Annotated in this window: 10 protein-coding genes; all 10 read right to left on the minus strand. The window is 75.8% G+C overall.

All coding sequences use genetic code 11. The features are described from left to right. Positions 1-47: 47 nt before the first annotated feature. Positions 48-1,850, minus strand: coding sequence for an ABC transporter ATP-binding protein (locus tag ACIQWA_RS00230; RefSeq protein ID WP_402476150.1), 1,803 nt, complete (start codon positions 1,848-1,850; stop codon positions 48-50). After that, positions 1,847-3,658 carry an ABC transporter ATP-binding protein gene (locus ACIQWA_RS00235; protein ID WP_402476153.1) on the minus strand — a complete coding sequence of 604 codons (1,812 nt, stop codon included), beginning with the start codon at positions 3,656-3,658 and terminating at the stop codon, positions 1,847-1,849. The genes ACIQWA_RS00230 and ACIQWA_RS00235 overlap by 4 nt, the downstream gene beginning before the upstream one ends. After that, positions 3,655-5,259: a (2,3-dihydroxybenzoyl)adenylate synthase gene (locus ACIQWA_RS00240; protein ID WP_402476155.1), complete on the minus strand. Its 1,605-nt coding sequence runs from the start codon at positions 5,257-5,259 to the stop codon at positions 3,655-3,657. Before ACIQWA_RS00240 ends, ACIQWA_RS00235 begins: the two co-directional genes overlap by 4 nt. A 111-nt stretch (positions 5,260-5,370) precedes the next feature. Beyond that, on the minus strand, positions 5,371-6,792 hold the full coding sequence (locus ACIQWA_RS00245) for a salicylate synthase (protein ID WP_402476158.1): 1,422 nt from the start codon (positions 6,790-6,792) through the stop codon (positions 5,371-5,373). Then, entirely contained in the window at positions 6,789-12,158 is a 5,370-nt protein-coding gene (locus ACIQWA_RS00250; RefSeq protein WP_402476160.1) for an amino acid adenylation domain-containing protein, read from the minus strand. The genes ACIQWA_RS00245 and ACIQWA_RS00250 overlap by 4 nt, the downstream gene beginning before the upstream one ends. Further along, a complete protein-coding gene (locus ACIQWA_RS00255; protein ID WP_402476163.1) occupies positions 12,155-13,516 on the minus strand; it encodes an FAD-binding oxidoreductase in 1,362 nt (453 codons plus the stop codon). Before ACIQWA_RS00255 ends, ACIQWA_RS00250 begins: the two co-directional genes overlap by 4 nt. Before the next feature lie 3 nt (positions 13,517-13,519). Next, complete coding sequence (locus ACIQWA_RS00260; protein ID WP_402476165.1) at positions 13,520-14,215, minus strand: VOC family protein; 696 nt, start codon at positions 14,213-14,215, stop codon at positions 13,520-13,522. Then, a complete protein-coding gene (locus tag ACIQWA_RS00265) occupies positions 14,209-16,521 on the minus strand; it encodes a Gfo/Idh/MocA family oxidoreductase (RefSeq protein WP_402476166.1) in 2,313 nt (770 codons plus the stop codon). The genes ACIQWA_RS00260 and ACIQWA_RS00265 overlap by 7 nt, the downstream gene beginning before the upstream one ends. Further along, complete coding sequence (locus tag ACIQWA_RS00270; RefSeq protein ID WP_402476168.1) at positions 16,518-17,651, minus strand: saccharopine dehydrogenase NADP-binding domain-containing protein; 1,134 nt, start codon at positions 17,649-17,651, stop codon at positions 16,518-16,520. The genes ACIQWA_RS00265 and ACIQWA_RS00270 overlap by 4 nt, the downstream gene beginning before the upstream one ends. Next, entirely contained in the window at positions 17,648-25,426 is a 7,779-nt protein-coding gene (locus ACIQWA_RS00275; RefSeq protein ID WP_402476170.1) for an amino acid adenylation domain-containing protein, read from the minus strand. The genes ACIQWA_RS00270 and ACIQWA_RS00275 overlap by 4 nt, the downstream gene beginning before the upstream one ends. Between the last annotated feature and the right edge of the window lie 16 nt (positions 25,427-25,442).

Raw genomic sequence — 25,442 nt, forward strand, 5'->3', positions numbered from 1 at the left:
TCGAGCGGATGCCCGTCAACGGGCTCCCAAATACCGTCCGCCCGCACTCATCCCTCATCGACGGTGCCCGGATCCCGCAAGGGACGCAGCCCGTCCAGGGGCGCCGACGGGCCGAGGTGCCATTCGCGGGCCGCCAGCTGGGCGTGCCACATCCGGGCGTAGCGGCCGTCTGGTTCGGCCAACAGGGCTGCGTGGGTGCCGCGTTGGGCGATCCGGCCGCCGTCCAGGACGAGGATCTGGTCCGCGCCGGCGATGGTGGACAGCCGGTGGGCGATCACCACGACGGTCCGGCCGGCCACGAGTCGGGCGACGGCCTGCTGGACCACGGCCTCGGACTCGGTGTCGAGGGCGGCGGTCGGCTCGTCGAGCAGGACGACGGGAGCGTCCTTGAGGATGGCGCGGGCGATGGAGATGCGCTGGCGTTCCCCGCCGGAGAGGGCCGAGCCGATCTCGCCGACCCGGGTGTCGTAGCCGTCCGGGAGGCGGGAGATGAACTCGTGGGCGTTGGCGGCGCGGGCGGCCGTGGTGATGTCGGCGTCGGTGGCGTCCGGACGGGCGAGGGCGATGTTGGCACGGATGGTGTCGTCGAAGAGGTAGACGTCCTGGAAGACGACGGCGAGGTGGCGCAGCAGGTCGTCCGGGTCGAGGCTGCGCAGGTCGGCGCCGCCGAGGCGTACGGTGCCGTGCTGCGGGTCGGCGTAGCGGGCGATGAGTTTGGTGACGGTGGTCTTGCCGGAGCCGGAGGGGCCGACGAGGGCGGTGAGGCTGCCCTCGGGGACGGTGAACGAGACCTGTTCGAGGGTGGGTTCGCGCTGGCCTTCGTAGCCGAAGGTGACGTCCTCGAAGGTGATGTGGTGGCCGGTGGGCCCTGGGCCGCCGGGGGTGACGGGCAGCGGGCGGACGGCGAGCAGCTCGTCGACGCGGTGGAGGGCCGCTTCGGCCTGTTCGAAGAGCTTGGTCATGACGGCGGCGAGACCGAGCGGTTCGGCGAAGCGGGCGGCGGTGACCACGACGGCGGCGACCGTGGCCGGGGAGAGCCGCAGGTCCAGGGCGAGCGCGGCGCCGAGCGCGACCAGGGCCACGAGGGCGAGCTGGACGATGAGTTGGGCGCCCGCGACCGGGAGGGCGGCGGAGCGGTTTGCGGCGCTCTGGGCGTGGTGCTGGTCGGCGAGCACGGTCCGCAGGCGCGGGGAGTCGGCTCCGGCCTGGCCGGTGGCCTTGAGGACGGGCAGCCCCTGGACGTACTCGACGATCCGGGCGGCGAGGTCGGCGTCGGCCTCGTCCACGTGGTGGAAGCCGGAGTTGGCGCGCCGCTGCACCTGGCGGACCAGCGGGAGGGCGGCGAGGGTGGCGGCCACCAGGACGAGCCCGAGCCTCCAGTCGAGGACGAGTACCACCACGCCCAACACGGCTGGTACGGCGACGAGTTGGATGAAGAGGGTGGAGAGCGAGGAGATCGCTCCGGCGGCGGCGGTGGCGTTGCCGCCGACCACCGAGCCGAGGTCGCCGGCGGCCCGGCGGGCGAGTTCCTGTTGCGGCATGGCGCGCAGGGTCGCGCCCAGGCGCAGCCGGGTGGCCTGGGTGACGAGGTGCCAGTGGTCGTAGGTGAAGGCCGTCTCGCGGATCCGCAGCACGGCTTCGACGGTGACCAGGCCGGCCAGCAGGCCGACCCACAGCCAGGCCCGGTCGGTGCGGACCGGGTCCCGGGTGAGTTCGGCGAGCAGCGGGACCAGGGTCGCGTACGCGGCGGCCTGGACCAGCGAGGCCGCGAGGGAGATCCGCAGGGTGCGGCGGAACTGCGGCGCGTAGGGGCCCGCGGCGGTGAGCATCAGGCGCAGGATCCGCCTCATCGTGTCGTCTCCAGGTCGGCGGTGGCGCCCGGCGTCTGCTGCGGGCCTCCGGTGGTGGTCAGGCCCCAGCGGGTGGCTTCCTCGTGCCGGGCCCAGAGCGCGGCGTAGCGCCCGCCGGCGGCGACGAGCTCGGCGTGCCGGCCGCGTTCGACGATCCGGCCGCCGTCCAGGACGGCGATCTGGTCGGCGTCGGTGACGGTGTTGAGGCGGTGGGCGATGATCAGGACGGTCCGCCCGGCCGTGAGTCGGGCGACGGCCTGCTGGATCGCGGCCTCGCTCTCGGGGTCGGCGAAGGCGGTGGCCTCGTCGAGGATGACGATCGGGGCCTGGGAGAGGATCGCGCGGGCGATGGTGATGCGCTGGCGCTCGCCGCCGGACAGGCGGGCGCCGCGCTCGCCGACCTCGGTCCGGTAGCCGTCGGGCAGTTCGGTGGTGATGAACGTGTGGGCCGCGGCCGCCTCGGCGGCGGCCTGGACCTCGGCGTCCGTCGCGTCGGGGCGGGCGAGCCGGATGTTCTCGGCGACGGTGCCGGTGACCAGGAAGGGTTCCTGGAAGACCAGGGCGACGTGCCGCAGCAGGGCCGCGGAGCCGATCTCGCGGACGTCGACGCCGCCGACCCGGACGGAGCCGGAGTCGACGTCGTGGAAGCGCGGGATGAGCCGGGCGATGGTGGACTTCCCGGAGCCCGAGGGGCCGACCAGGGCGCAGACGGTGCCGGCCGGGATGTCGAGGTCGATGCCGTCCAGGGCCGGTCGGTCGGGTGTGTAGCCGAAGCGGACGTCGCGCAGGGAGACGGTGGCGTCGGCGGGCTCGCGGGGGTGGGCGGGTTCGGGCAGGACGGGGGCGGCGAGCAGCTCGGCGATCCGTACCGCCCCGGCCTTGGAGTCGTTGATGTGGTTGGCCAGGTTCATCAGGGGTGCGACGGCTTCGATGGGCATGGCGCCGATCAGCAGGCCGACCAGGAGATCGGTGTCCGAGATCCAGCCGAGGGCGCGCATCGGGACGGCGGAGGCGGCGACGAGCAGGAGCGTCGGCAGCGGGACGATGAACAGCTTGGTGAGCACTCCGGAGGCCCGGGAGGTGGCCAGCCACTCGGCCACGGCTTCGGTGAACTCCCCCACCGCGGCGGCGAACCGCCGGAAGGAGGCCTGTCCGTCGTCGAAGGTCCGCACCACCGGCATGCCCTGGACGAACTCGACGACGGCCGCGTTGACGTTCTCGTTGGCCCGGTTGTAGCGCTCCCGCTGGTCGGCGTAGTCGCGGGAGAGCAGGGCCAGGCAGACCGCCGCGACCGGCAGGACGAGGAGCACGGCGAGCAGGATCCGCCACTGCACCGCGCCGAGGGCGACCAGGGCGGCGAGCGGCTGGGCGACGCCCGAGCCGAGGAACGGCAGGGCGTCGGCGACGACGTTGTGCAGCGACTTGACGTCGTCCAGCACGATCTTCTTGATCCGTCCGGACCCGAGCCGCTGCACCTCGCCGAGCGGCATCCGGGCGAGGGCGTCGGCGAGCCGTCCGCGCAGTACCACTTCGAGTGCGTAGCTCGCCTCGTGGGCGGTGTGTTCGGCGAGCCACCTGGCGGCGAAGCCCAGGACCAGGGCCGCGAGTGCGGCTACCGTCCAGCCGGTGACGGCGCGGCCGCCGTGCCCGGCGAGCAGGTCCCCCACCGCGAAGGCCACCCCGAGGTACCCGGCGACGGAGCCGAGCCCGCCGGCCACGCCGAGCAGGGCGGCCCCGCCGAGCCGCTTGCGGACGGCCGGGGCGAGGGCGGTGAGGTCGAGGACGGCGCGCAGGCCGCCCGGCTTCATCGGAGACCTCCGCCGACCAGCGCGGCCAGGGCCCGCTTGTCCACCTTGCCGAGGGCGGTGCGCGGGAAGGCCTCCAACACCTCGACCCGGTCGGGGAGTTTGAAGGCGGCGAGGCCGATCGCGGTGAGGTGGGCGGTGAGCTCCGCGCGGGTGGGCGGGGTGCCCCGGGCGATGACGCAGGCGCAGCTGCGTTCGCCGAGGGCCTCGTCCGGGACGCCGACGACGGCGACGTCCAGCACGGCGGGGTGTCCGGCCAGGTGGTTCTCGACCTCCTCGACGGGGACCTTGTCGCCGCCGCGGTTGATGACATCCTTGATCCGGCCCTCCACGACCAGGTGCCCGCTGGGGAGGCGGCGGACGAGGTCGCCGGTGCGGTAGTAGCCGTCGCCGGTGAAGGCCGTCCGGTTGTGGTCGTCGGCGCGGTAGTAGCCGCGGAAGGTGTACGGGCCGCGGACGTGGAGCTCGCCGGGTTCGCCGGGGGCCACCTCGCGGTCGTCGGCGTCGACGATCCGCAGTTCGTCGTCGGGGGCGAGCGGGCGGCCCTGGGTGCGCAGGACGAGGTCCTCCGGGTCCTCGGCCCGGGTGAGGTTGAGCAGCCCCTCGGCCATGCCGTACACCTGCTGGAGGCGGCAGCCGAGGGCCGGGGCGATCCGGGCGGCCGTGTCGGGCGCCAGGCGGGCGCCGCCGACCTGGAGCAGGCGCAGGCTCGCCAGGTCGGCCCCGCTCCAGTCGAGCGCCTCCAGCCAGAGCAGGACCAGCGGCGGGACGAGCGCGGTGGCGGTGACGCGTTCGCGTTCGATCAGCCGGAAGGCGTCCTCGGGGCTGGGGGTGGGGCTCAGCACGACCGTGCCACCGACGTGGAGGGTGCCGAGGACGCCGGGGCAGGCGAGCGGGAAGTTGTGGGCGACGGGCAGGGCGGCGAGGTAGCGGGTGTCGGCGTCGAAGCCGCTCAGCTCGGCGACGGCGGTCAGGTTGTAGACGTAGTCGTCGTGGGTGCGCGGGATCAGCTTGGGCACGCCGGTGGTACCGCCGGACAGCAGGAGCAGGGCGACGTCGCCGGGGTCGGGCGCCGGAAGCGGCTCCGGTTCGGCGTCGACCTCCGCGAGGGCGGTGAACTCCGCCGCGTCCCCCAGGATCAGGACGTGGCGCAGGTCCGGTGCCTGCTCCCGCAGGGTGCGGGCGAGGGGGCGGTGGTCGAAGCCCAGGTGGGTGTCCGGGGCGACGTAGGCGACGGCCCCGGAAAGCCGGGCGAGGTGGACGAGCTCGGTCTCCCGGTGGGCGGGGAGCGCGTAGACGGGGATCGCGCCGAGGCGGAAGAGGGCGAAGGACAGGGCGAGGAACTCGGCCGTGTTCGGCAGGTGCACCAGCACCCGGTCCCGCGGGGCGGTGCCGAGCCGGCGCAGGCCCGCGGCCAGGCGGTCGGCGCGGTCGTCGAGTTCGCGGTAGGTCCAGCGGCGGTCGCCGTCCACGACCGCGGTGTGGGTGGGCCGTTCGAGCGCCCGGTCGCGGAGCAGCGAGCCGAGGGTGCGCCCGCGCCGGTACCCGCGTTCGCGGTAACGGGCCTCGAACTCCTCGGGCCAGCCGGTGAATCCGTCCAGCATGTCAGCCTTTCTGGGTGGAGCGTTCGGGTCGGAACGGTCGGGGTGGAGCGTTCGGGCCGGAACGGTCGGGGGGCAGCGTTCGGGTCGGAACGGTCGGATCGTCGGCCGTCGTCAGCGGTCGGCCGGGACGACGTAGGGCGCCACGGCGGCGAGCTTCTCGCAGGTCTCCTCGTACTCCCGGGCCGGGCGGGACGCCCCCACGACCCCGGCGCCCGCCCGTAGCCAGGCCCGCCCGTCCCGCTGGTACACCGCGCGCAGCACCAGGGCCGCGTCCAGCGAGCCGTCGCTGCCGGCCATCAGGACGGTTCCCGCGTAGAGGCCCCGCGGTTCGTCCTCCAGCTCCTCGATCAGCCGGTACGCGGCGGACTTCGGGATCCCGGAGGCGGTCACGGGCGGGAACACCGCGCCGAGGGCGTCCCAGGCCGTACGGCCGTCGGCCAGGGTGGTGGCGACCCGGGAGGCCAGGTGCTGGACGCTGCCGCGCGGTCTGACCGCGAGGAACTCGCTGACCGCGGTGCTGTCCGGCCGGCCGACCGCGGTCAGCTCCTCGACGGCGAGCTTGACCGAGGTGGCGTGTTCGAACACCTCCTTGGGATCGGCCAGCAGCTCGGCGCGCAGGGCGTCGTCGTGCTCCCGGTCGCCGGTCAGCGCCCTGGTGCCGGCCAGCGGCTGGGTGGACGCCGCCCCCGCGGCGTCCACCTCCAGGACGGTCTCCGGGCTGAAGCCCGCCGCCTGCCAGCCGCCGAGGTCGAGCAGGAAGGAGCGGGCCGGGTCGTTGTGGCGGCGGCCGAGGACGTAGGTGGCACAGAGGTCGACCGGGTACGGGACGGGCACCGGGCGGGAGAGGATGACCTTCTGCAGCCGCTGCCGGCCGATCTCGGCGACGGCGTGCGCGACGGCCGCCCGGTAGGAGCCGCCGTCGACCCGGGCGTCGACCGGCACCGGCTGCGGTCGCGGGTCGTCGGCCGGCTCGGCGAGCAGCTCGCGGACGGCGGCGGAGGCGTCCTCGTCCAGGGCACGGACCAGGATCCCGTCGGCGCCGAGGCGGAGTTCCAGCCGGGGGACCATCAGGTGGGCCAGCCGTTCGCCGGCGGCCCTGGCGTCGGCGCTGGCCAGTTCGAACCGGGCCCAGCCGTAGGCGTGCCAGTCGGCGACCGGCACCCGGTCGAGCGCGGCCCGCACGGCGGACCACGGGGTGCCGGACCAGCGGACGGCCGGCCCGAAGGTGCTGCGGACCTCGCCCGCGTCGACGCGGACCTCGCCCAGCGGATCGCCGGCGACATACCAGTGCTGCCCGCGCTCGTACACCACGTACTCGGTGAGCAGGCCGGAGCGGACCAGCCGGGAGACGACCGCCAGCGGGTCGAAGCTGCCGCCGATCAGGGTCTCCCGGTAGTGCCTGCGCTCGAACTCGTGCCCGGCCTCGGCCTCGTGCCCGGCCTCGAACTCGTGCCCGGCCTTGAACTCGTAGCCGGCCTCGGCCTCGTGCCCGGCCTCGATCCGGTGCCCGGCCTCGATCTGCTGTCCGGTCACGACGTGCCGCCCTTCGCGGTGGTGATCGGTGCGGCGATGAGCTCGGCGACGCGCGGCGCGTTGTGCTCCTCGATGCAGCTGAAGTGGTTGCCCTCGATGTCGGTGACCGGCAGCTCGCCGAGGCAGACGTCCCGCCAGAAGGCGAGCGTGGTGTCGTCCATGCCGGGCGCGAAGCCGGACTCCCCGCGCGGGCGCAGGAAGCGGATGTCCCCGGCGTAGGGCGGCGGCGTGAACCGCGCGGACAGGAAGCTCTGCCGGAACACCCGGAACATCGCGCCGACCATCTCGACCGGCATCTCCTGGCCGGTCGCCTCGGTGACGGCGGCGGCGTAGCTGGCGAAGCGCTGCTCCCGGGTGTGCCCGGCCAGGCGGCGGAAGTAGGCGCCGGCCCGGTCGAGTTCGTCGTCGCCGCCGACCGTGCCGAGCGAACCCAGCGGCACCCGGCCGCCGTTCTGTTCCAGCACCCGGCCGAAGGCGCGCAGCACGGCGGCCGGGTCGATCTCGCCGAAGCCGGTCTGCGGGAGGCTGATGTGCAGGTTGGGGACGAACAGGATCTCGATCATCAGGTCGTCCTCGACGTCGACGACCACCGGGTGGCTGCTCACCAGGACCAGGTCCTCGACCTGCGCGCCGCGTTCGGCCAGGCGCCGGCCGACCTCGGTGGCGAACAGGCCGCCGAGGCAGTACCCGACGAGCTGGAAGCGGGTGTGCCCCTCGGCCAGCAGCCGGTCGGCGTAGTCGTCGGCAAGCCGCTCGACGACCTCGGACGGGTCGAGCCCGCAGTACACCTCGGTGTCGGCGATCACGATCCCGAGCACCGGACCGAGGTCCTGGGCCACCAGCTCCTTCGCAAGCGGCCGGAAGCAGTCCATGGTGCCGAGCCCGGCGTGGAACAGCACCCGTACCGGCCCGTCGCCGCCGGTGCTGAACGGCACCAGGACGGCGTTGCCGCGGTCGGCGGCCCGGCCGGCCGGTCCACCCTCCGCTCCGCCGCCGGACGCCTGCCCGGCGCGGGAGCGCAGGAAGGCGGCGAGTTCGGCGACGGTCGGCTGGTTGAGCAGTTGCCGCAGCAGGGTGTCGAACGGGACGTCGGCGGCCTCGGGCAGCTCCTCGCGGAGCCGCCCGGCCATCCGGGCCATGATCAGCGAGTCGGCGCCGAGGTCGTAGAAGCGCTCGGTGCGCCCGACCCGGCCGACGGCCAGGGCCGTGGCCCACAGCTCGGCGAGCGCGGCCTCGAAGGGGTCGGCGGGCTGTTCGGCGCCGGACGTCCGGGCTCCCCCGGCCGTGACCGGCCGCCAGGTCCGTACCGTGGACCGGTCGACCTTGCCGTTGCCGGTGAGCGGGAGCGCGTCGACGACCTGGACGTGGGTGGGGAGCATGTGCGCGGGCAGCCGCTCCGCCAGGTGCCGCAGCAGTTCGGCCTCGGTGACCTGCTCGCGGTCCGTCTTGAGCCGGGCGGCGAAGAGGTGGATGCCCTGCGGGGCGAGCACGTGGTCGTCCCCGGGCAGACAGAGGATCCCCTCCGCACCGGCGCTCTTCGCCAGCAGGTCCAGCCACTGGTCGCGGTCGAGGTAGGACGGGCCCGAGGTACGGACGGCGTCCTCCGGGGCGGTCATCATGAACGCCTGCGAGGCGAGGATCCAGGGGTGTTCCATCGTCGGCTCGGTCAGCACCAACCAGCCGCCCGGGGCGACGAGTTCGGCGAGCCGGTCGAGCGACGCCGCGGTGTCCCGGGCGTTCTCCAGAACGCCGGCGGCGAGCACCACGTCGAAGGAGTTCGGGGCCAGCCCCTGGGCCCGGTGGTCCGCGTCGACGTCGAAGGTGCCGAAGCGCACCCACGGGTGGCCGCCGAAGCGGTTGCGGGCCTCGGGCAGGAAGAACGGCGAGACGTCGGTGAACAGGTACTCGGCCTCGAAGCCCGTCAGTGCCCGCAGGACGCCCTCGGTGGTGCCGCCGGTTCCCGCGCCCGCTTCGAGGACGCGCAGCGGGCGGCCGGCCGGCTGCTGCTCCGCGATCCGCCGGAACAGCGAGGCGACGGCCCGGTTGAGGTAGCGCGCCATGCCGTGCTCGCGGTAGAGGGCGTCGGCGGTGTCGAACCTCCCTTCGGGGAAGAGGAGTTGGACCGGGTCCTGGGCGCCGGTGAGCAGGGCGGGCAGGCACTCGGCGTTGCGGCGGAGGTAGGCGATGAACTCCGGCGAGCCCAGTGCCCCGGGCCAGTCGGCTTCGAGCCGCTCCCACCGCTCGGCGGCCTCGGCCTCGGTGACCTCGCCGGTTCCGGCCTGGCGCAGCACCTCCCGCCAGCGGTCCGCCAGCCACGCGTGCTGGGGCGCCGGGGTCTCGCCCGTGCGCTCCAGCTCGGCGAGGGCCAGCGCCATGGACGCGAGCACGGCCGCGTCGAGCTGTTCGGCGCAGCGCTCGGCCTGGGCCCGGGTCAGGCCCTCGACCGCGGGCTCCACCTCGGGGAGCGGCCCGGTCGCGGGCCGCGAGCGGCGCGCCGTCTCCACCACGGCGAGCAGCCCGCGCTCCTCGCCCGTCCCGTCGACGACGGCACCCGCCGCCGCCACCGCCGGGTGCTCCAGGAGCGCGGCCTCGATCTCGCCGAGCTCGATCCGGTGACCGCGGATCTTGACCTGGGTGTCCTCGCGGCCGAGGAACTCGATCTCGCCGCCCGGCAGGTAGCGGCCGAAGTCGCCGGTGCGGTAGCCCCGTCGGCCGTCCGGGAGGGTGACGAACCGGTGGGCGGTCGTCTCCGGGTCGCCGAGGTAGCCCTCGGCCAGGCCGGCGCCGGTGATGTACAGCTCGCCCGCCGCCCAGACCGGGCGGTCCCGCAGCGCGCCGTCGAGCACCCGGAAGCCCTGGTTGGCCAACGGCCGTCCGTACGGGATGCTGCGCCGGCCCGGTTCGCGTCCGGTGTACCGGTGGTGGATCGACCAGATGGCCGCCTCGGTGGCGCCGCCGAGGCTGATCACGTCCAGCCCGGGCAGGCGCGCGGTGATCTCGTCCGGCAGGGTGACCGGGATCCAGTCGCCGGAGAGCAGGGCCAGTCGCAGCGTGGGGAGCGCGAGGGCCGGCTCGGTGGCCAGGTAGGCGGCGAGCATCTGCATCAGCGCGGGGACGGAGTTCCAGACGGTGACGCCGTGTTCGGCGATCAGGGCGGCCCAGTGCGAGGGATCGGCGCCGCGTCCGGGGTCGGGCAGGACCAGGGCCCCGCCCACGGAGAGCGGCCCGAGGATGTCGTAGACGGAGAGGTCGAAGCCGAGGTTGGCCAGTCCGAGCACCCGGTCGTCGGCGGTGACGGCGAAGCGGCGGTTGACGTCGGCGACGGTGTTGCCCGCGGCCCGGTGGCTGATCACCACGCCCTTGGGGCGGCCGGTGGAGCCGGAGGTGTAGATCACGTAGGCGGGCGCGTCCGGGTCACCGCCGGTGGAGGAGGGCGCCGGGACCGCGGCCGGCAGTGCGTCGACGGCGATGACGGCGGTGCCCTCCGGCGCGTCGACGGCGACCCAGGACTGGGTGAGCACCTGGCGCACCCCGGCGTCGGCCAGGATCGCGGCCCGGCGCAGCGGCGGCTGGACGGTGTCGACCGGCAGGTAGACGGCGCCCGCGAGCAGCGTGCCGAGCACGGCGGCGACCTGCTCGACGCCCTTGTCCATGACGATCGCGACCCGCTCCCCGGGTGCACAGCCGGCCGCGCGCAGGGCGTCGGCGACGGCGGCGGCCCGGCCGGCGAGTTCGCCGTACCGGACGACCCCGTGCGGGCCGTACACCGCCGGCCGGTCCGGGGTGCGGGCGGCCTGGGCGAGGACGGGCTGGTGGAGCAGGGTGTCGGGCAGGGCGGTGGCGGTGTCGTTGGCCCGGCGGCGTTCCTCGGCCTGCCGGGCGGGCAGCGGGACGGACTGCTCGGCGTCCCAGGCGGCGTCGCCGTCGGCGAGGCCGCGCAGCAGCGCCTCGAAGGCGGCGAACATGTCGTCGACCAGGCCGTCGGGGAAGACGCCCTCGCGGACGTCCCAGTTGACCTGGAGGCCCTCCGCGTCGTCCATCGCCTGGCAGTCGATGAACACCTGCGGGGTCTGGGTGATGCCGTTGCCGTCGAGGCGTCCGGTGGCGCGGTGGCCGTCACCGTCCTCGCCGAGGCCGATCGCGCTGGTGAAGACGATCGGCAGCAGGGCCGCCTCGCGCCCGCGCCGGCGGGCGAGTTCGCGGAGCACCTCGACGCCGGAGCAGAGCCGGTGGTCCAGGTCGTCGAAGAGCCGTTCGGCGAGCGCCCTGGCCCCTGCGGTGAACGGCCCGCCGGCGCTCCAGTCCACGGCGAGCGGGCTGACGGAGGTGAAGTCCCCGACGATCCGGCCGACTTCGGGGTGCAGCGGGAGGCGGTTGAGCACGGTGAGGTTGAGCGAGAAGCGGGGGCTGCGGCTCCAGCGCTCCAGGACGGCGGCGTAGGCGGCGAGCACGGCCGCGGACGGGGTGAGGCCGCGGTCGCGGGCGCGCTCCGCGAGCCCTTCCCAGGCGGGGCGGTCCAGCTTGAGGAAGCGGCGCCGGAAGCACGGCTGGGACGGGCCGTCGGCGAGGGGCAGTTCGGGCGCGGCGGGGAGCTCGTCGATCCGGTCCCACCAGTAGTCGCGGTCGCGCTGGTGGGCGGGGCTCTCGCGCAGCCGTCGCTCGGCGAGCAGGTAGTCGCGGAACCGCAGCTCCAGCGGCGGCAGTTCGCACTCGGGGTCGGCGTGCAGGGCCTCGAACTCGGCCAGCAGCAGCCAGATGCTCGCCCAGTCCGCGATCAGGAAGTCCATGGACAGGTGCAGCACCGCGCGGTCGGGACAGCGGCTGACCTGGACGTCGAACAGCGGCCACCGGGTGGTCTCGTACAGCCGGTGGCCCATCTCCTCGCGCACCGCGTCGAGTTCGTGCTCGCCGCGGTCGGCCGCCGGGACGGCCAGGTGCGGGACGCGGGGCAGGACGCGCTGGTAGCCGTCGGCCTCGACGACCGCCCGCAGCATGTCGTGCCGGGCCACCAGCCGGTTCCACGCGGCCTCCGCCCGCCGCGGGTCGAGGTCGGGGTAGTTCACCTCCAGGTAGACGTGGCAGGCGACGCCGCCGTGGCCGAAGGCACCGCCGCGCCCCAGCAGGTAGGCGGCCTGGACGTCGGTGAGCGGGAACGGCTCGTGGGCGGCCGAGAGGTCCGGTACGACCGCGGTCGGCGTGCTCTCGGCCCGCAGCTGCTCGACGACGGCGGACTTGGCGGCCTTCAGCGCCGCCGCCCGCGACGGGGTGAGGACGCCCTTCGGGGCGCGGTAGCGCAGCTGTCCGTCCTCCTCCCACAGGGTCGCTCCGGCGCGTCGCAGCTCGGCGATCAGTTCGGCGGGGGTCATGCGTCTCGGCCTTCTCTCGGGTCGCGTCGCGGCGGGATGTTGGCGTTGAACCGGAACAGGTTCTCCGGATCCCAGGTCTGTTTGAGGTGCGCCAGCCGGTCGTGGGTCTCGGCGCCGTAGGCGGCGTGCACCCACTCGGGTTCGGGGTCGGGCAGCAGGTTGGGGTACGGGCCGCAGCTCACCGGCTGGAGCGAGCGCCAGGCACGGACGGCCGGCCCGATGTGCACCGGGTTGTCCGCGGCCCCGTACCACTGGGCGCAGACCTCGGCGAACCACTGCGCCCGCCGGTGGGTGAAGGCGGTCGGCCCGGCCGGGGCCCGGCCGATCGCACCGCCGAGGGCGCCGAGGACCAGCGAGAAGTTGGGGCCGGCCGCCGCCCACTGGGCGAGCAGGGAGTCGATCGTCCGGTCGGAGAGCTCGCTGAGCAGTTCGCCCCGGTTGTAGACATGCTGGTCGGCGAAGCCCGGCGGTGACGGCAGCAGCCGCTGGTAGTCGGCGTAGGCCAGCGGTGCGACGCCGTCCGCGACCGGCCGCGGACGGCCCTCGCGCAGGGGCGCCAGGACCTCCTCGCCCTGCACCGGATCGCCGAACCAGCTGGGGATGAGCAGCGCGCCGCGTTCGAAGTGGAGGTGCTCCGGGATGAACGGCAGCGGCGGAGCGGTCCACACGATCGCGATCAGCGAGGCCTGGTCGGGGGCGGTCGCCAGCCAGTCGCGGGCCGTGCGCAGCGCCGCCCCGACCTGCCCCGCCGGGTGGACCAGCGGGCCGGCCAGCACCTGGCCGACGGGGTGCAGCCGGAAGCCGAACCGGACCACCACGCCGAAGTTGCCCCCGCCGCCGCGCAGCCCCCAGAACAGCTCGGGGTGCTGCTCGGCGTCGGCCCTGACCCGCCGGCCGTCGGCGGTGACCAGGTCGAAGAAGAGTGCGTTGTCGCTGGTCAGCCCGAACTGGCGGGAGAGGTCGCCGACGCCGCCGCCGAGGGTGTGGCCGGCGATGCCGACGTCGGTGTTGCGGGCGCCGGGCAGGGCGAGACCGTGCCGCTGGGTGGCGGCGTCGAACTCGCCCCAGGTCAGGCCGGGTTCGGCGACGGCGGTGCGGGCCACCGGGTCGACCTCGATCCGCTTCATGCCGCCGAGGTCGATCACCACGCCGTCGTCGCAGGTGCCCCAGCCGGCGACGTTGGCCCCTCCCCCGCGCACGGCGACGGGCCGTCCGAGGGTGCGGGCGTGGGCGAGCGCGGCGATCACGTCCTCGGCGCTGGTACAGCGGGCGACGGCGGCCGGGCGGCGGTCCACCCGGGCGTTGCGCACCCGGCGGGCGGCGTCGTACCCGGGGTCGCCGGGGGTCAGCAGTTCCATCGTCTAGACCTTTCCGGCGGTGCTGGTGAGGATCGCGCCGTGCAGCTTGCCCTGGTCCAACTCGCGCTCCAGTCCGGCGAGTTCGACCGCGATGACGCCGGTCCTCGGGGCGGGCTCGACGGCCAGCCAGGGGTCCGCGCCGATCAGCGCGTCGTAGCGGGGCCGGTCGGCCGCCGCCACGCCCAGGCGCACCCGGGCCACGCCCCGCGCGCCGTTGGGGTGGGCGGTCCGGGCCGGGCGCTGCGGCGGGTCGTAGGCCGACACGACGAACGGCAGCCCGGCCGGGCGGGGGGCGAGGAACTGATAGCGGACCACGGCGCCGTCCGGGCGGGTGCGCCTGCCCCTCATGACCCGGGAGACGGGCAGCCGGGCGGAGCGCAGTGCCGTCCGGACGCCGGTGAGGTCCCGCTCGTCCGTCTCCAGGGCGAGGTCGCGCCAGCCCTCGCCCGGACGGGCCCAGCGGGCCAGCCGACGCCCGGCGGCACGGCCGTACACGGCGCTCAGCGGCCAGCGCAACGCGGCGGCTGCCGGGGGCAGTTGGAAGAACTCGATGAACGGGCCGGCGTCGAACCAGAGCAGTGCGTTGTGCGCCCGGGCGGGGTCGCTGCCGTACTCCACGGTGAAGCCGAGCGCGGTGTAGTCCGCGACGACGGTCCGCACGTCGTCGACCTTGCAGAGGATGTGACTCGCCCTCAGCATCGCGGGCTCCTCGCGGCGAACAGGCGCTGGCCCAGCGGAGCCAGGGCGTGGTCCTCGCCCGGCAGGGTGAGCACTTCGTCGAGACCGGCTCCGCTCAGGGCCTCCAGCCACTGGCCGCGGGTGAGGAAGGCCCGGCCCGAGGCGGCGCGGGCGTCCTCGGGCGCGGTCATCATGAACGCCTGCGAGGCGAGGATCTCCGGGTGCTCGCGGGTCGGTTCGGTGACCAGCAGCCACCCGCCCGGTGCGAGCAGCCCGACCAGCCCGCGCAGGGTCGCCCCGGTGTCCCGGGCGTTGTTCAGCACGCCGGCCGCGACGACCACGTCGGCGGAGCCGGGCCGGTGCCCCTGCTCCTGCGGTGCGCGGTCGACGTCGAGCAGGCCGAAGCGCAGCCCCGGGTGCCGGCCGAAGCGCTCGCGGGCCGGGCCGAGGAAGAACTGCGACACGTCCGTGAAGAGGTAGTCCGCCCGCAGGCCCGCCCCGTCGAGCGCGCCGACGACGGCTTCGGTCGTCGCACCGGTTCCGGCGCCGACCTCGACGACGCGCAGCGGGCCGGGGCCCGGGTGCGCGGCCGCGACGGCCCGTACGGCGGCGGCGACCGCGGTGTTCAGGTAGCGGGCGGTCACGGTGTCCCGGTAGACGGCGTCGGCGCGTTCGGTCCGGCCCTCGGGGAAGAGCAGCAGGGCGGCCCGCTGCTCGCCGGCCATCAGCTCGGGCAGGCACTCCGCGTTGAGGCGCAGGTAGTCGATGAACGCGGCCGATCCCAGCCCGCCGGTCCAGGCCTCGGCGGCGCGGTCCCAGGCGCGGCCGACCTCGGCCGGGCCGACCGGCCGGGTGGCGCGCAGCTGGTCGCCGTCGCGTTCGAGCAGGCCGCGCTCGGCCAGCAGGTCGATCCACCGCCGGATCAGCCGGTGGTGCGCGGGTGCCACCCGGCCGAGGAGCTCGGACAGGCGGCCGGGCGTGGCGCGGCCGGGCAGCACCGCGAGGAGCATCGAGGACAGGACGGCGTCGTCGAGGCGTTCGACGAAGGCCGCGCTCTGGACGGCGGTGATCCCCCGTACCTGCGGCTCGGCGCTCGCCGCCGCCTCGGCGACGACGCCCTGCAGGGTGAGCGGGCCCTGGGCGGGCCGCCCGCTCGGTTCAGTGCCGCTGCCGACGCCGGCCACAAGTGCCCCGGTTGCCACGGTTTCCACGGTTGGCACGGTTGGCGCGGTTGGCACGGCTGCCACGGCGGCGACCAGGTCGGCGACGGGCAGCGGCCGGTGCACCTGCCCCGGGCGCAGCTCGGGGTAGCCCGTCCGCGCGGTGACGTCCTGCCACATCCGGCAGAGCGTCAGCAGGTACTGGTCGGGGCGCTCACCGCCCGGCCCGCCCAGCACGGCGGCCCGCAGGGCCAGCAGGTCGTCGCCGATGGCGGCCGGCCACAGCTCGCGCAGCGTGCGCCGCAGGCTCGGCAGCCCGCTCGGCCCGCTCGGCCCGAGCACGGTCGTGGTGGGATCGCCGAGGTGGCCGGTGCCGGGGCCCTCGAAGTCGAACCGGTGCTTGACCGCCTCCGGGATGTGCAGGCGCGGGGTCCAGGTGAGCGGGCCGTGGGTGTCGCCGAGGGTGAGGCTGCCGCCGGCCGTTCCGATGGTCACCCGGTGCAGCAGGTGGAGGTGGTTGTCGGGGTCGCCGGGGTCCACCTGGTTGTGCACCCGCAGGGTGAGCGGGGCGCCGCCGATCCGTCCGGTCAGGAGCGCGAACGGACCGCCGGTGCCCTCGGCGGCGGAGATCCCCCAGGGGCGCACCGGGCCCAGCGCGTCGCCGAGGATGTGCAGCAGCGGGAACGCGACCTGGACCGAGCAGGCCGCGTCCAGGTATGCGGCCGGCTGCCGCTCCAGCAGGGCGCGGGCCGCCGCGGTGAAGCGCCGTACGGACGGCAGCCGCACGTACAGGTCGCCCACCCGGTAGTGGACGCCCGCACGGCGGGCCTCGCGCAGGCACGCGGCCAGGTCGTCGTGGTGGACGGGCTGTTCCTGGATGACGTGGACGCCCCGGCGCAGCAGCCGCAGCGCCAGGTCCGTCCCGGCGCCGCCGAGGACGCCCGAGCGGAGCACGACGCAGGCGAGGTCGAGGTCGTCGGGGAGTCGGTCGGGGTCGGTGAACAGCGGCACGCCGTACCGCTCGGCGCACTCCGCCGAGCGTGGGCTGCCCTGGGCCAGCACCCCGACGATCTCGAACTCCTCGGGCCGGGCGGCGAGCGCGGCCAGGTAGAACTGCCCGAACGTCGTCCCGCACACCACTGCCCGCAGCCTGCGCTGCCCGTTCACAGGGCTCCCTCCTCGACGGCGACGAGCCGCTCGATCATTTCCTGGTGGACCGTCGGCTCGGCCACCGCGCTGATCCGCGCGAGGGTGGTCGACGGGTCGAGCACCTCCGCGGCGCGGTGCACGCCGGCGGGGACCTCACCGCCCAGCACGGCGGCGGTGGCGGCCGCGGTCACGGCGCCGGTGAGTTCCGCGATGCCCGGGGCCCGCAGGACCGCCGTCCGGGTGGCCGGCCGGCCCTGGGCCGTGCCGACGAGCTGGGCGAGGAGGGTCACGTACGGCGTGCGGCCCGCGAGGTCCAGGGCGGTGGCCCGGCACAGTCCGGCGACCGCGTCCGCCGGGGCCTGGGTGCGGGCGGCGTCGAGGGCGCCCGCCAGGTGCCCGCCGTCGAGCACGCTGTACCAGCTGCCGTCGCTCAGGGCGAGGTCGCGGGCCAGCCGCACACCCTCGGCGTCGAGGTAGGGCAGGGCGTCGACCGGCCGGGGGAAGAACGGCAGGGTGACGGCGGAGCGGCGGGTGAGCGCGCCGGGGCGGCGGGCGCCGCCGCGCCAGGCGGCGAGCGGTTCGTTGGCGCCGCCGAGGACGCCGTGCAGGTAGTCCTCGGCGCCGGTGGCGGTGAACCGGTCGAGCACCCCGGCGTAGCAGGTCAGCTCGTGCACGGTGGCGAACTCGCGTGCGGCGAGCCAGCGCGGGAGCAGCCCGGACAGGCCGGGGAGCGCGCCCGCGGCGAAGACCGCGCAGCGGCCCTGGGTGGGCAGGGGTGCGGGGTCACCGCCCGCGTCCACGTGGTGGGCGCCCGCCGCGAGGGCCGCGCGGGCGATCCGGGCGGCGCTGCGGTGGGACGGTCCGGCGCAGTTGACGACCACCTCGCAGCCGCGCACGAACGCCGCCAGCGAGGCGTCGTCCTCGACGTCGACCGCGACCGCTTCGACTGCGGCCGCTTCCACCGCGGCCGCTTCCACCGCGGCCGTTTCCACCCCGGCCGCTTGCACCGCTCCGGTCAGGGCGGCCGCGGCGGCCTGCGAGCGCTGCGGGCTCCGGCCGCCGAGCCGCAGCGGGCCCGCGCCCCACCCGGCCAGCAGGCGGGCCGCCTGGGTGCCGACCGCGCCGTATCCTCCGATGACGCCGATCACAGCGTGCCCTCCTCCATGGCGTCCAGTGCCGCGCGTTCCTCGGCGAGCGCCGCGGTGACGCGTTCGAGGCTCGGCCCGGAGAAGATCCGGCGCAGCGGCAGTTCCACGCCGTAGCGCTGCTTGACGCGCTCGATGAAGCGGGTGGCCAGCAGGCTGTCGCCGCCCATCGCGAAGAAGCTGCGTTTGCGGCCGATGCCGGTACGCCCGAGCAACTCGGCCCAGATCAGGGCGACTTCCGCCTCCAGTTCGCCCTGCGGCTCCTCGTCCGGGTCCTCCGGGTCGGTCGCGGCGGCGAGGCTGACCAGGGCCTTGCGGTCGACCTTGCCGTTGGCGCCGAGCGGGAGCCAGGGCAGCACCTCGATCTGCTCGGGCACCATGTGGGCGGGCAGCCAGGCGGTCAGGTGGGTGCGCAGCGCGGCCAGGTCGAGGTCGGCGGCGTCCTCCGGGCGGCGGGCCCGGAGCAGTTGGGTGAAGGTGTCGCCGACCGGCCGGTGGCCGGGGTCGCGCAGTCCCGCCCGGGCGAGGAGTTCGGCCCAGCGCCCGCCCGTCAGCATCGGGCTGCCGGCCAGCCGGCGCTCCCGGTCGAAGCCGGTGTAGCCGCGGTCCAGCAGTGCGGCGGTGAGCAGCGCGACCGGTGTCAGCTCGGTGCGCTCGACGGCGGTCAGGGCGCCGCCGGGCCGGAGCAGCAGGGCCGCCAGGGCGGGGCCCCGGGCCGGGTCGGGGTGGCGGTGCAGGACGTTGTCGGCCAGCACGACGTCGAACCGGTGCCTGAGCGCCTCGGGGATCCGGCTGCCGGGGAAGGGGTGGCATTCGGTGGGGTGCGGCAGGGCGTCCAGCCGGCGGCCGGCGAGGTCGAGCAGCGCGGGGGCGGCGTCGAGCAGCGTGTAGCGGACCAGGCCGGGATCGAGGAGGTGGAGCAGCCGGGCCGCGAACCGGCCGCCCCCGCCGTCGAGTTCGGCGATCTCGACGGGCCGTCCGAGCCGCTCGGCCAGGGCGGTGAGGTCCTCGGCGATCGCGGTGAGGGCGGCGGCGGTGCCGGGGTCGGCGTCGGCGAGGCGCACCGGGGAGAGCACCTCGTCGTCGAGCAGCACGGCGGGGTCGAGCCGGCCGGCCAGGATCCGCCGGTAGTCGTCCAGCCGTTCCAGCAGCCGGGCGTGGGCCCGGGCGACCAGCCGGCCGTACCCGTCCGCGCCGTCCCCGCCGTCCGCCCCGACCCCGCCGTCCGCGCCATCGGCTGCGGGCGCGGGGCGGGCCGCGGCCTCGGGCAGGCCGGGCCCGGCCTCGTAGCGTTCCGCCTCCTCCACCAGGACCTTCTGCTCGACCAGCCAGGCCAGCCACAGCCGCAGGGCGGGCAGGTGTTCGTTCGCCGTGTCCAGTCGGGCGGCGAGTTCGCCGAAGCTCGCGGCCGTGGACTCGTCCAGGCGCAGCAGTTCGACGAGGAACGCCTGCGCGGCCTCGGCCTCGCGCTGGGCGGCTCCGGCGCGGGCGGCGAGCAGCCCGGCGTCCGGCTCGGTGCCGTCGACGGGGCCCGCCGGGCCGGCCGGCGCGGCCGGTACGACGGCGGCGACCAGGCGGCGGCCCGCCCCCTCCCCCGCGACCGCGGCGAGGCCGTGGCCGACGCCGGGGTACTCGCGCAGGGCGGCTTCGACCTCGCCCAGCTCGATCCGGTGGCCGCGGATCTTGACCTGCTGGTCGGCCCGGCCGAGGAACTCCAGGGTGCCGTCCGGCCAGTGGCGGCCGAGGTCGCCGGTCCGGTACCAGCGTTCACCGGCCGTCTCGACGAACCGGCGCCCGGTCAGTTCGGGGGCCGCGCGGTAGCCCCGCGCCACGCCCGCGCCGCCGATCCACAGCTCGCCGGCGGTCCAGTCGGGGCAGTCGCGGCCCAGCGGGTCGACGACGCGGTAGCGCTGGTTGCGCAGCGGGTGGCCGTACGGGATCGAGCGCCAGCCCGGGTCGACGGTGGCGACCTCGAAGGCGTTGGACCAGATCGCGGCCTCGGTCGCGCCGCCGAGGGCGACGAACCGACAGTCGGGACACAGCGCCGCAAGGCGCCCGGGCAGGTCGAGTCCGACCCAGTCGCCGGAGAGCAGGGCCAGCCGCAGCGAGGCCGGGGGCCGGTCGCCCTCGGCGACCACGAGCAGCATGTCGAGCAGGGCGGGGACGGTGTTCCAGACCGTCACCCCGTGCCGCCGGACCAGTTCCAGCCAGCGGCGGGCGTCGCGCCGGGCCTCCTCCTCGACCAGGACGACCGAGCCGCCGACCGAGAGCGGGCCGAAGACGTCGAAGACAGAGAGGTCGAAGTCGAGGGCGGAGACGGCCAGGACGCGGTCGTCCGCGCCGATCCGGTAGCGCTCGTCGATGTCGGCGACGGTGTTCGCCGCCGCGCGGTGGGTGATCTCGACGCCCTTGGGTTCGCCGGTCGAGCCGGAGGTGAAGATCACGTACGCGAGCTCGTCGGGCCCGCTGTCGACGGGGCCGGGCGCGGCCGCCGCCGTCAACTCTTCGACCACGACCGGCCGGACGGCCTCCGACCAGGTCGAGGCGGCCTTCCCGGCCCGGTCGGTGACGACCAGGCGCACGCCCGCCAGCCGGTGGATGCGCTCGCGCCGGGCCGCGGGCTGGTCGGCGCCGATGGGCAGGTAGGCCGCCCCGGCGGCGAGCACGCCGAGGACGGCGGCGATCTGGTCGGGGCCCTTGGGGAGGGTCACCGCGACCGGCTCGCCGGGGCCGACGCCCTGCGCGGCGAGCGTCGCCGCCAGCCGGAGGGCGCGGTCGGCGAGGTCGCGGTAGCTCAGCCACTGGTCCTCGCCCCAGCGCAGGGCGATGCGGTCGGGCTCCTGCCGGGCCCGTTCGAAGAAGCCGTCGTGGAGGCGCCGGTCCGGGGCGCCGGTGCCGGTGGCGTTGACCCGGGCCCGGACGGCGCGCTGGGTGTCGGGCAGCAGGTCGGGGGCGGGCGCGTCCCAGTCGCCCCAGCCGAGCCAGTCGACCAGCCGCAGCTGGGCGGCGAACATCGCGTCCAGCAGGCCGTCCGGGAAGAGCTCCTCGACGGCGTCCCAGTTGAGCCGCACGCCGCCGTCCGGGGCGTCGGTGACCTGGTGGTCGAGCCACACCTGCGGGGTCTGGGACACGCCCCAGACGTGGTCGCGGAAGATCCCGGGGCCGCTCCCTGCGCCGACGCCGAGGGCGCTGGTGAACACCACGGGCATGGTGGTCTCCGGTTCGCCGGTGTGCCGGGCGAGGTCGCGCAGCACCTGGACGGCCGACACCGCGCGGTGGTCGAGCGCGCCCCACAGCTCCTGCTGGACCCGCCGGGCCCGCGCCAGCCAGCTGTCGCCGGGCTGCGGGCGGGCGGCGACCAGCAGCAGGGAGGTGAAGTCGCCCAGCACGTGGGGGATGTCGGGGTGCACGTCCTGACGGTCGAAGAGGGTCAGGTTGAGCGTGAGGTCGGGGCGGGCGCTCCACCGGCCGAGCACCTCGGCGAAGGCGGTGAGCAGCACGGCCGACGGGGTGAGGCCGTGGGCGCGGGCGCGCTCGGCGACCGGGCGCCAGTGGGCCGCGCCGATCTGCGCCTCCCGGCGGGTGAAGCGCGGCCGGCCCACCTCGGAGGGGTCGACGGCCAGCGGGAGCTGGGGGGCGGGCGGCAGGACGGGCAGCTGCCGGTCCCAGTACTCCCGGGCGGCGGCGAGGGCGGCCGGCTCGGGTGCGGCGGCGAGCACGTAGTCGCGGAACGAGACGCCGACCGGCGGCAGTTCGACCTCCGGGTCGGCGTAGAGGGCGCCGAGTTCGGTGTAGAAGGTGAGGATGCTCAGGGCGTCGAGCACGATGTTGTCGATGCCGACGGCGAGGCGGACGCGGTCGCCCGCGCGGACGGCGCGGATCGCGAACAGCGGCCAGGCCGCCGGGTCGAACACCTGGTGCGAGGCGGTGTCGCGCAGTTCCCGGAAGGCGGCCTCCGGGTCGGGCCCGGCCTCGGTGACGGCGATGCGGTAGCGCGGAACCTCGGGCAGGATCCGCTGCTCGCCGCGCCCGTCGACCACGGCGCGCAGCATCTCGTGGCGCCGGACGAGCCGGTCGACGGCGTCCTCCAGACGGGCCAGGTCGAGCCCCGGTACGTCGTACTCCCGGTAGAAGTGGCAGCCCGTGCCGCCGAGGGTGAACTCCTCGCCCCGGCCCAGCCAGTAGGCGCGCTGGACGTCGGTGAGCGGGAAGGGCTCCGACCGGTGCGCCGGATCGGCCGCGAGCGGCGGGCGGGCGGGGGCGCCCTCGTCGCGCCGCAGGGCGGCGGCGAAGTCGGCCAGCACGGGCCGGGCGAACAGCTGGGCGAGCTTGACGTCGGCGAAGCCGTCCGCGCGCAGCCGCGCCACCAGGCGGGTCGCGAGCAGCGAGTCGCCGCCGAGCGCGAAGAAGTCGTGCTCCCGGCCGACGTCGGGCACGCCCAGCACCTGCGACCAGGCCGCGGCGGCCCGGCGCTCGGTCTCCCCGGCGGGCGGGGTGACCGGGGCGGCGGCTGGGTCGGCGACCAGGTCGCGGCGCAGCGCGGCCCGGTCGACCTTGCCGTTCGCGGTGAGCGGCAGGGCGGGCAGCAGCACGATCCGCTCGGGGACCATCGCGGCGGGCAGGCGCTCGCTCAGGTGGGCGCTCAGCTGGGCGCTCAGCGCGGCGGGGTCGGGCTCCCCGCCCGGGCGGGCGGGCGGTCCGCCGGCGGAGACGGCGGCGAGCGCGCTCCAGTCGGGCACCTGGTCGGCCGTCGGCGCGGTGACCGCGGCGGCCAGCCGGCCGTCCTCGCAGACCACGGCGACGCCCTGGCCGATGCCGGGGAAGGCGGTCAACGCGGCCTCGATCTCGCCGAGTTCGATCCGGTGGCCGCGCACCTTCACCTGGTGGTCGGCCCGGCCGAGGAACTCCAGGGTCGCGTCGGGCAGGTAGCGGGCCCGGTCGCCGGTGCGGTACCAGCGCCGGCCGTCGAGCTCCGGGAAGCGCTCGCGGGTGCGGTCCGGGTCGTTGCGGTAGCCGCGGGCGACGCCGGCGCCGCCGATCCACAGCTCCCCGGGCACGTGGTCCGGACAGTCGCGCCCGAGCGGGTCGACCACCCGGCAGACGACATTGCGCAGCGGCAGGCCGTACGGGACGGACGTCCAGCCCGGGGGCACCGGGGCGGCCACCTCGCACACGGTGGAGTGGACGGCGGTCTCGGTGGTGCCGCCGAGGGCGACGAACCGCCCAGCGGTGGTCGCGGCGGTGGTCGCGGCGGTGAAGCGGCGCGGCAGGTCCAGCGGCACCCGGTCGCCGCCGACCAGGGCGAGGCGCAGCGGCAGACCCGACGGTGCCGCCGTGACCAGCATGTCGAGCAGCGCGGGCACGCAGTTGACGACGGTGGCGCGGTGGCGGCGGGTCAGTTCGGCCCAGGCGTGGGCGTCGCGCCGCTCGCCCTCCTCGACGCACACGACGGCGCCGCCCGCCGAGAGCGGGCCGAAGACGTCGTAGACGGAGAGGTCGAAGTCGAGGGCGGAGAGCGCCAGGGTGCGGTCCCCGGGCCCGACGGCGAAGCGCTCGTTGAGGTCGTCGACGGTGTTCATCGCGGCGGCGTGGGTGAGCTCGACGCCCTTGGGCTCGCCGGTGGAGCCGGAGGTGTAGATCACGTAGGCGAGGTTGGCGTCGCCGCCCGGGACGGGAGCGGCCAGCGGCACGGTGTCCGGCGGTACGTCGACGCTGTCGAGGACCAGCCGGATCCCGGCGGTGCGGTGGATGCGTTCGCGCCGCAGCTCGGGCTGGTCGACGCCGATCGGCAGGTAGGCGGCGCCCGCGGCCAGCACGCCGAGCACGGCGGTGACCTGGTCCGGGCCCTTCGGCAGGGTCACGGCGACCAGGTCGCCGGCCGTGACGCCCCGGGCCCGCAGGTGGGCGGCCAGGGCGAGGGAGCGGCGGGCGAGCTCGCCGTAGCCGAGGGTGCCGTCGACGCCCCAGCACAGGGCGGTCGCCCCGGGGTCGGCGGCGGCGCGGGCGAAGAACCCGTCGTGCAGCCGGGCGCCCGAGGTCGGGCCGGTGGTGGCGTTGGCGCGTTCCCGTGCGGCGAGCTGGGCGGCGGGCAGCAGCGCGGGGACGGGCCGCGCCCAGGCGTCGGGGTCGGTGAGCAGCCGGTCGAGCAGCGTGCCGTAGGCGGCGAACATGGCGTCCAGCACGCCGGGGAGGAAGGCGTCCTCGCGGGCGTCCCAGTTGACCAGCAGCCCGCCGTCCAGCTCGGTGACCTGGGCGTCCAGCCACACCTGCGGCCCCTGCGAGATGATCCAGACGGCCTCTCCGAAGGACTCCCGGACCTCGGCCGGGAACAGCTCCCCCAGCCCGAGGGCACTGGTGTGGACGACGGGGGCGAGGATCCGCTGCCCGTGCAGGCGGGAGGCGTCGCGCAACACCTCGACCCCGGAGTGCCCGGCGTGCGCGGCGTCGGCGTGGAAGCGCGCCTGGAGGCGGGCGGCGCGCTCGGCGAAGGTGCCGGGCGCGGCACCGTCCCAGGCCAGCAGCACGGAGGAGGTGAAGTCGCCGACCAGGTCGCCGACTTCGGCATGCAGCGGCTCGCGGTCGAAGAGCGGGAGGTTGAGCGTGAAGCGCGGTTCGGCGCTGAAGGCGGTCAGCGTCTCGGCGAACACGGCGGCGAGCGCCAGTGCGGGCGTCAGGCCGTGCCCGCGCGCCAGTTCGCCGAGGCGGCGCATCGACGCGGCGTCCAGCCGGCGGTGCCGGCGCACCACGGTGGGGGTCTGCGACGGTTCGCCGAGGGGCAGTCCGGGGGCGCCGGGCAGCTCGGGCAGGTGCCGGCGCCAGTGGTCGCGGTCGGCCTCGAGGGCCGCCGCCCGGGCCGGGGTGGCGCGGGCGGCCCGGCGCTCGGCCAGGTAGCGCGGGTAGCTGTAGCCGAGCGCGGGCAGCGGCGTGTCGGGGGCGGCGTAGCTGCGGGCGAGGTCGGCGAGCAGGATGCGCAGGCTGAGCGCGTCGGCCGCGACCATGTCGAGGTTGAGGTGCAGGCGGGTGCCGCCGGGCCTGATCGCGTCCGGCAGCTGGGACAGCTGGACGTCGAAGACCTCGCCGGCGGCGATGTCGAGGCTGCGGTGGGACAGCTCCCGTCGGAGGTCGGCGAGCCTTGCCTCGGCCTCGGCGGCGCCGGCGCCGCGCAGGTCGTGGACCCGCAGGCCGGGCCAGCTGCTGTGCTCGGGGATCCGCTGGCGGCCGTCGTCCAGGATGTGCGCCCGCAGCATCCCGTGCCGGGCGAGCACCGCCCGGACGGCGGCCTCCAGCCGGACCGGGTCGACCCCTTCGCCGTCGAACTCGTTGTAGAAGTGCGCGGCCACGCCGCCGAGTTCCTGGTCCTGCTGGCGTCCGACCCAGTAGGCGTGCTGCATCAGCGCGAGTTCGAAGGGCTGGGACTCGTCGACGTCCTGGAGTCCGGGCCGGACACCCTCCCCGGCTCCGGTGCGCGGCCGGCCTGTGAGAGGTCGGCCGCTGAGCGGTTCGCCACTGACCATTTCGCCGCTGAGTGGTTCGCCACCGAGCGGCTCGCTGCTGAGCAGTTCGTGCCAGGCCGCCAGGGTCGGCTGCGCGGCGAGCTCGGCGAAGCCGATCTCCAGGCCGGTCCGCCGGAGCCGGCCGGCCAGCCGCATCATCGCCAGCGAGTCCAGGCCGAGCGCGATCAGGTTGTCCTGCGCGCCGATCTGTTCCGCGGGCAGGTCGAGCAGTTCCGCGACGACTCCCGCGAGGTCGGCTGCTGCGATCCCGTGATCCTGCGACAAGTGGGTTCCCCTCCTC

Source organism: Kitasatospora sp. NPDC098652, from assembly GCF_044760155.1.
Lineage (GTDB): Bacteria > Actinomycetota > Actinomycetes > Streptomycetales > Streptomycetaceae > Kitasatospora.

Bases quoted from the DNA above. Each gene is read 5' to 3' on its own strand.
- ACIQWA_RS00255 (WP_402476163.1), bottom strand. From the start codon at position 13,516: ATGGAACTGCTGACCCCCGGCGACCCCGGGTACGACGCCGCCCGCCGG.
- ACIQWA_RS00240 (WP_402476155.1), bottom strand. From the start codon at position 5,259: ATGCTGGACGGATTCACCGGCTGGCCCGAGGAGTTCGAGGCCCGTTAC.
- ACIQWA_RS00250 (WP_402476160.1), bottom strand. From the start codon at position 12,158: ATGACCCCCGCCGAACTGATCGCCGAGCTGCGACGCGCCGGAGCGACC.
- ACIQWA_RS00260 (WP_402476165.1), bottom strand. From the start codon at position 14,215: ATGCTGAGGGCGAGTCACATCCTCTGCAAGGTCGACGACGTGCGGACC.
- ACIQWA_RS00235 (WP_402476153.1), bottom strand. From the start codon at position 3,658: ATGAAGCCGGGCGGCCTGCGCGCCGTCCTCGACCTCACCGCCCTCGCC.
- ACIQWA_RS00230 (WP_402476150.1), bottom strand. From the start codon at position 1,850: ATGAGGCGGATCCTGCGCCTGATGCTCACCGCCGCGGGCCCCTACGCG.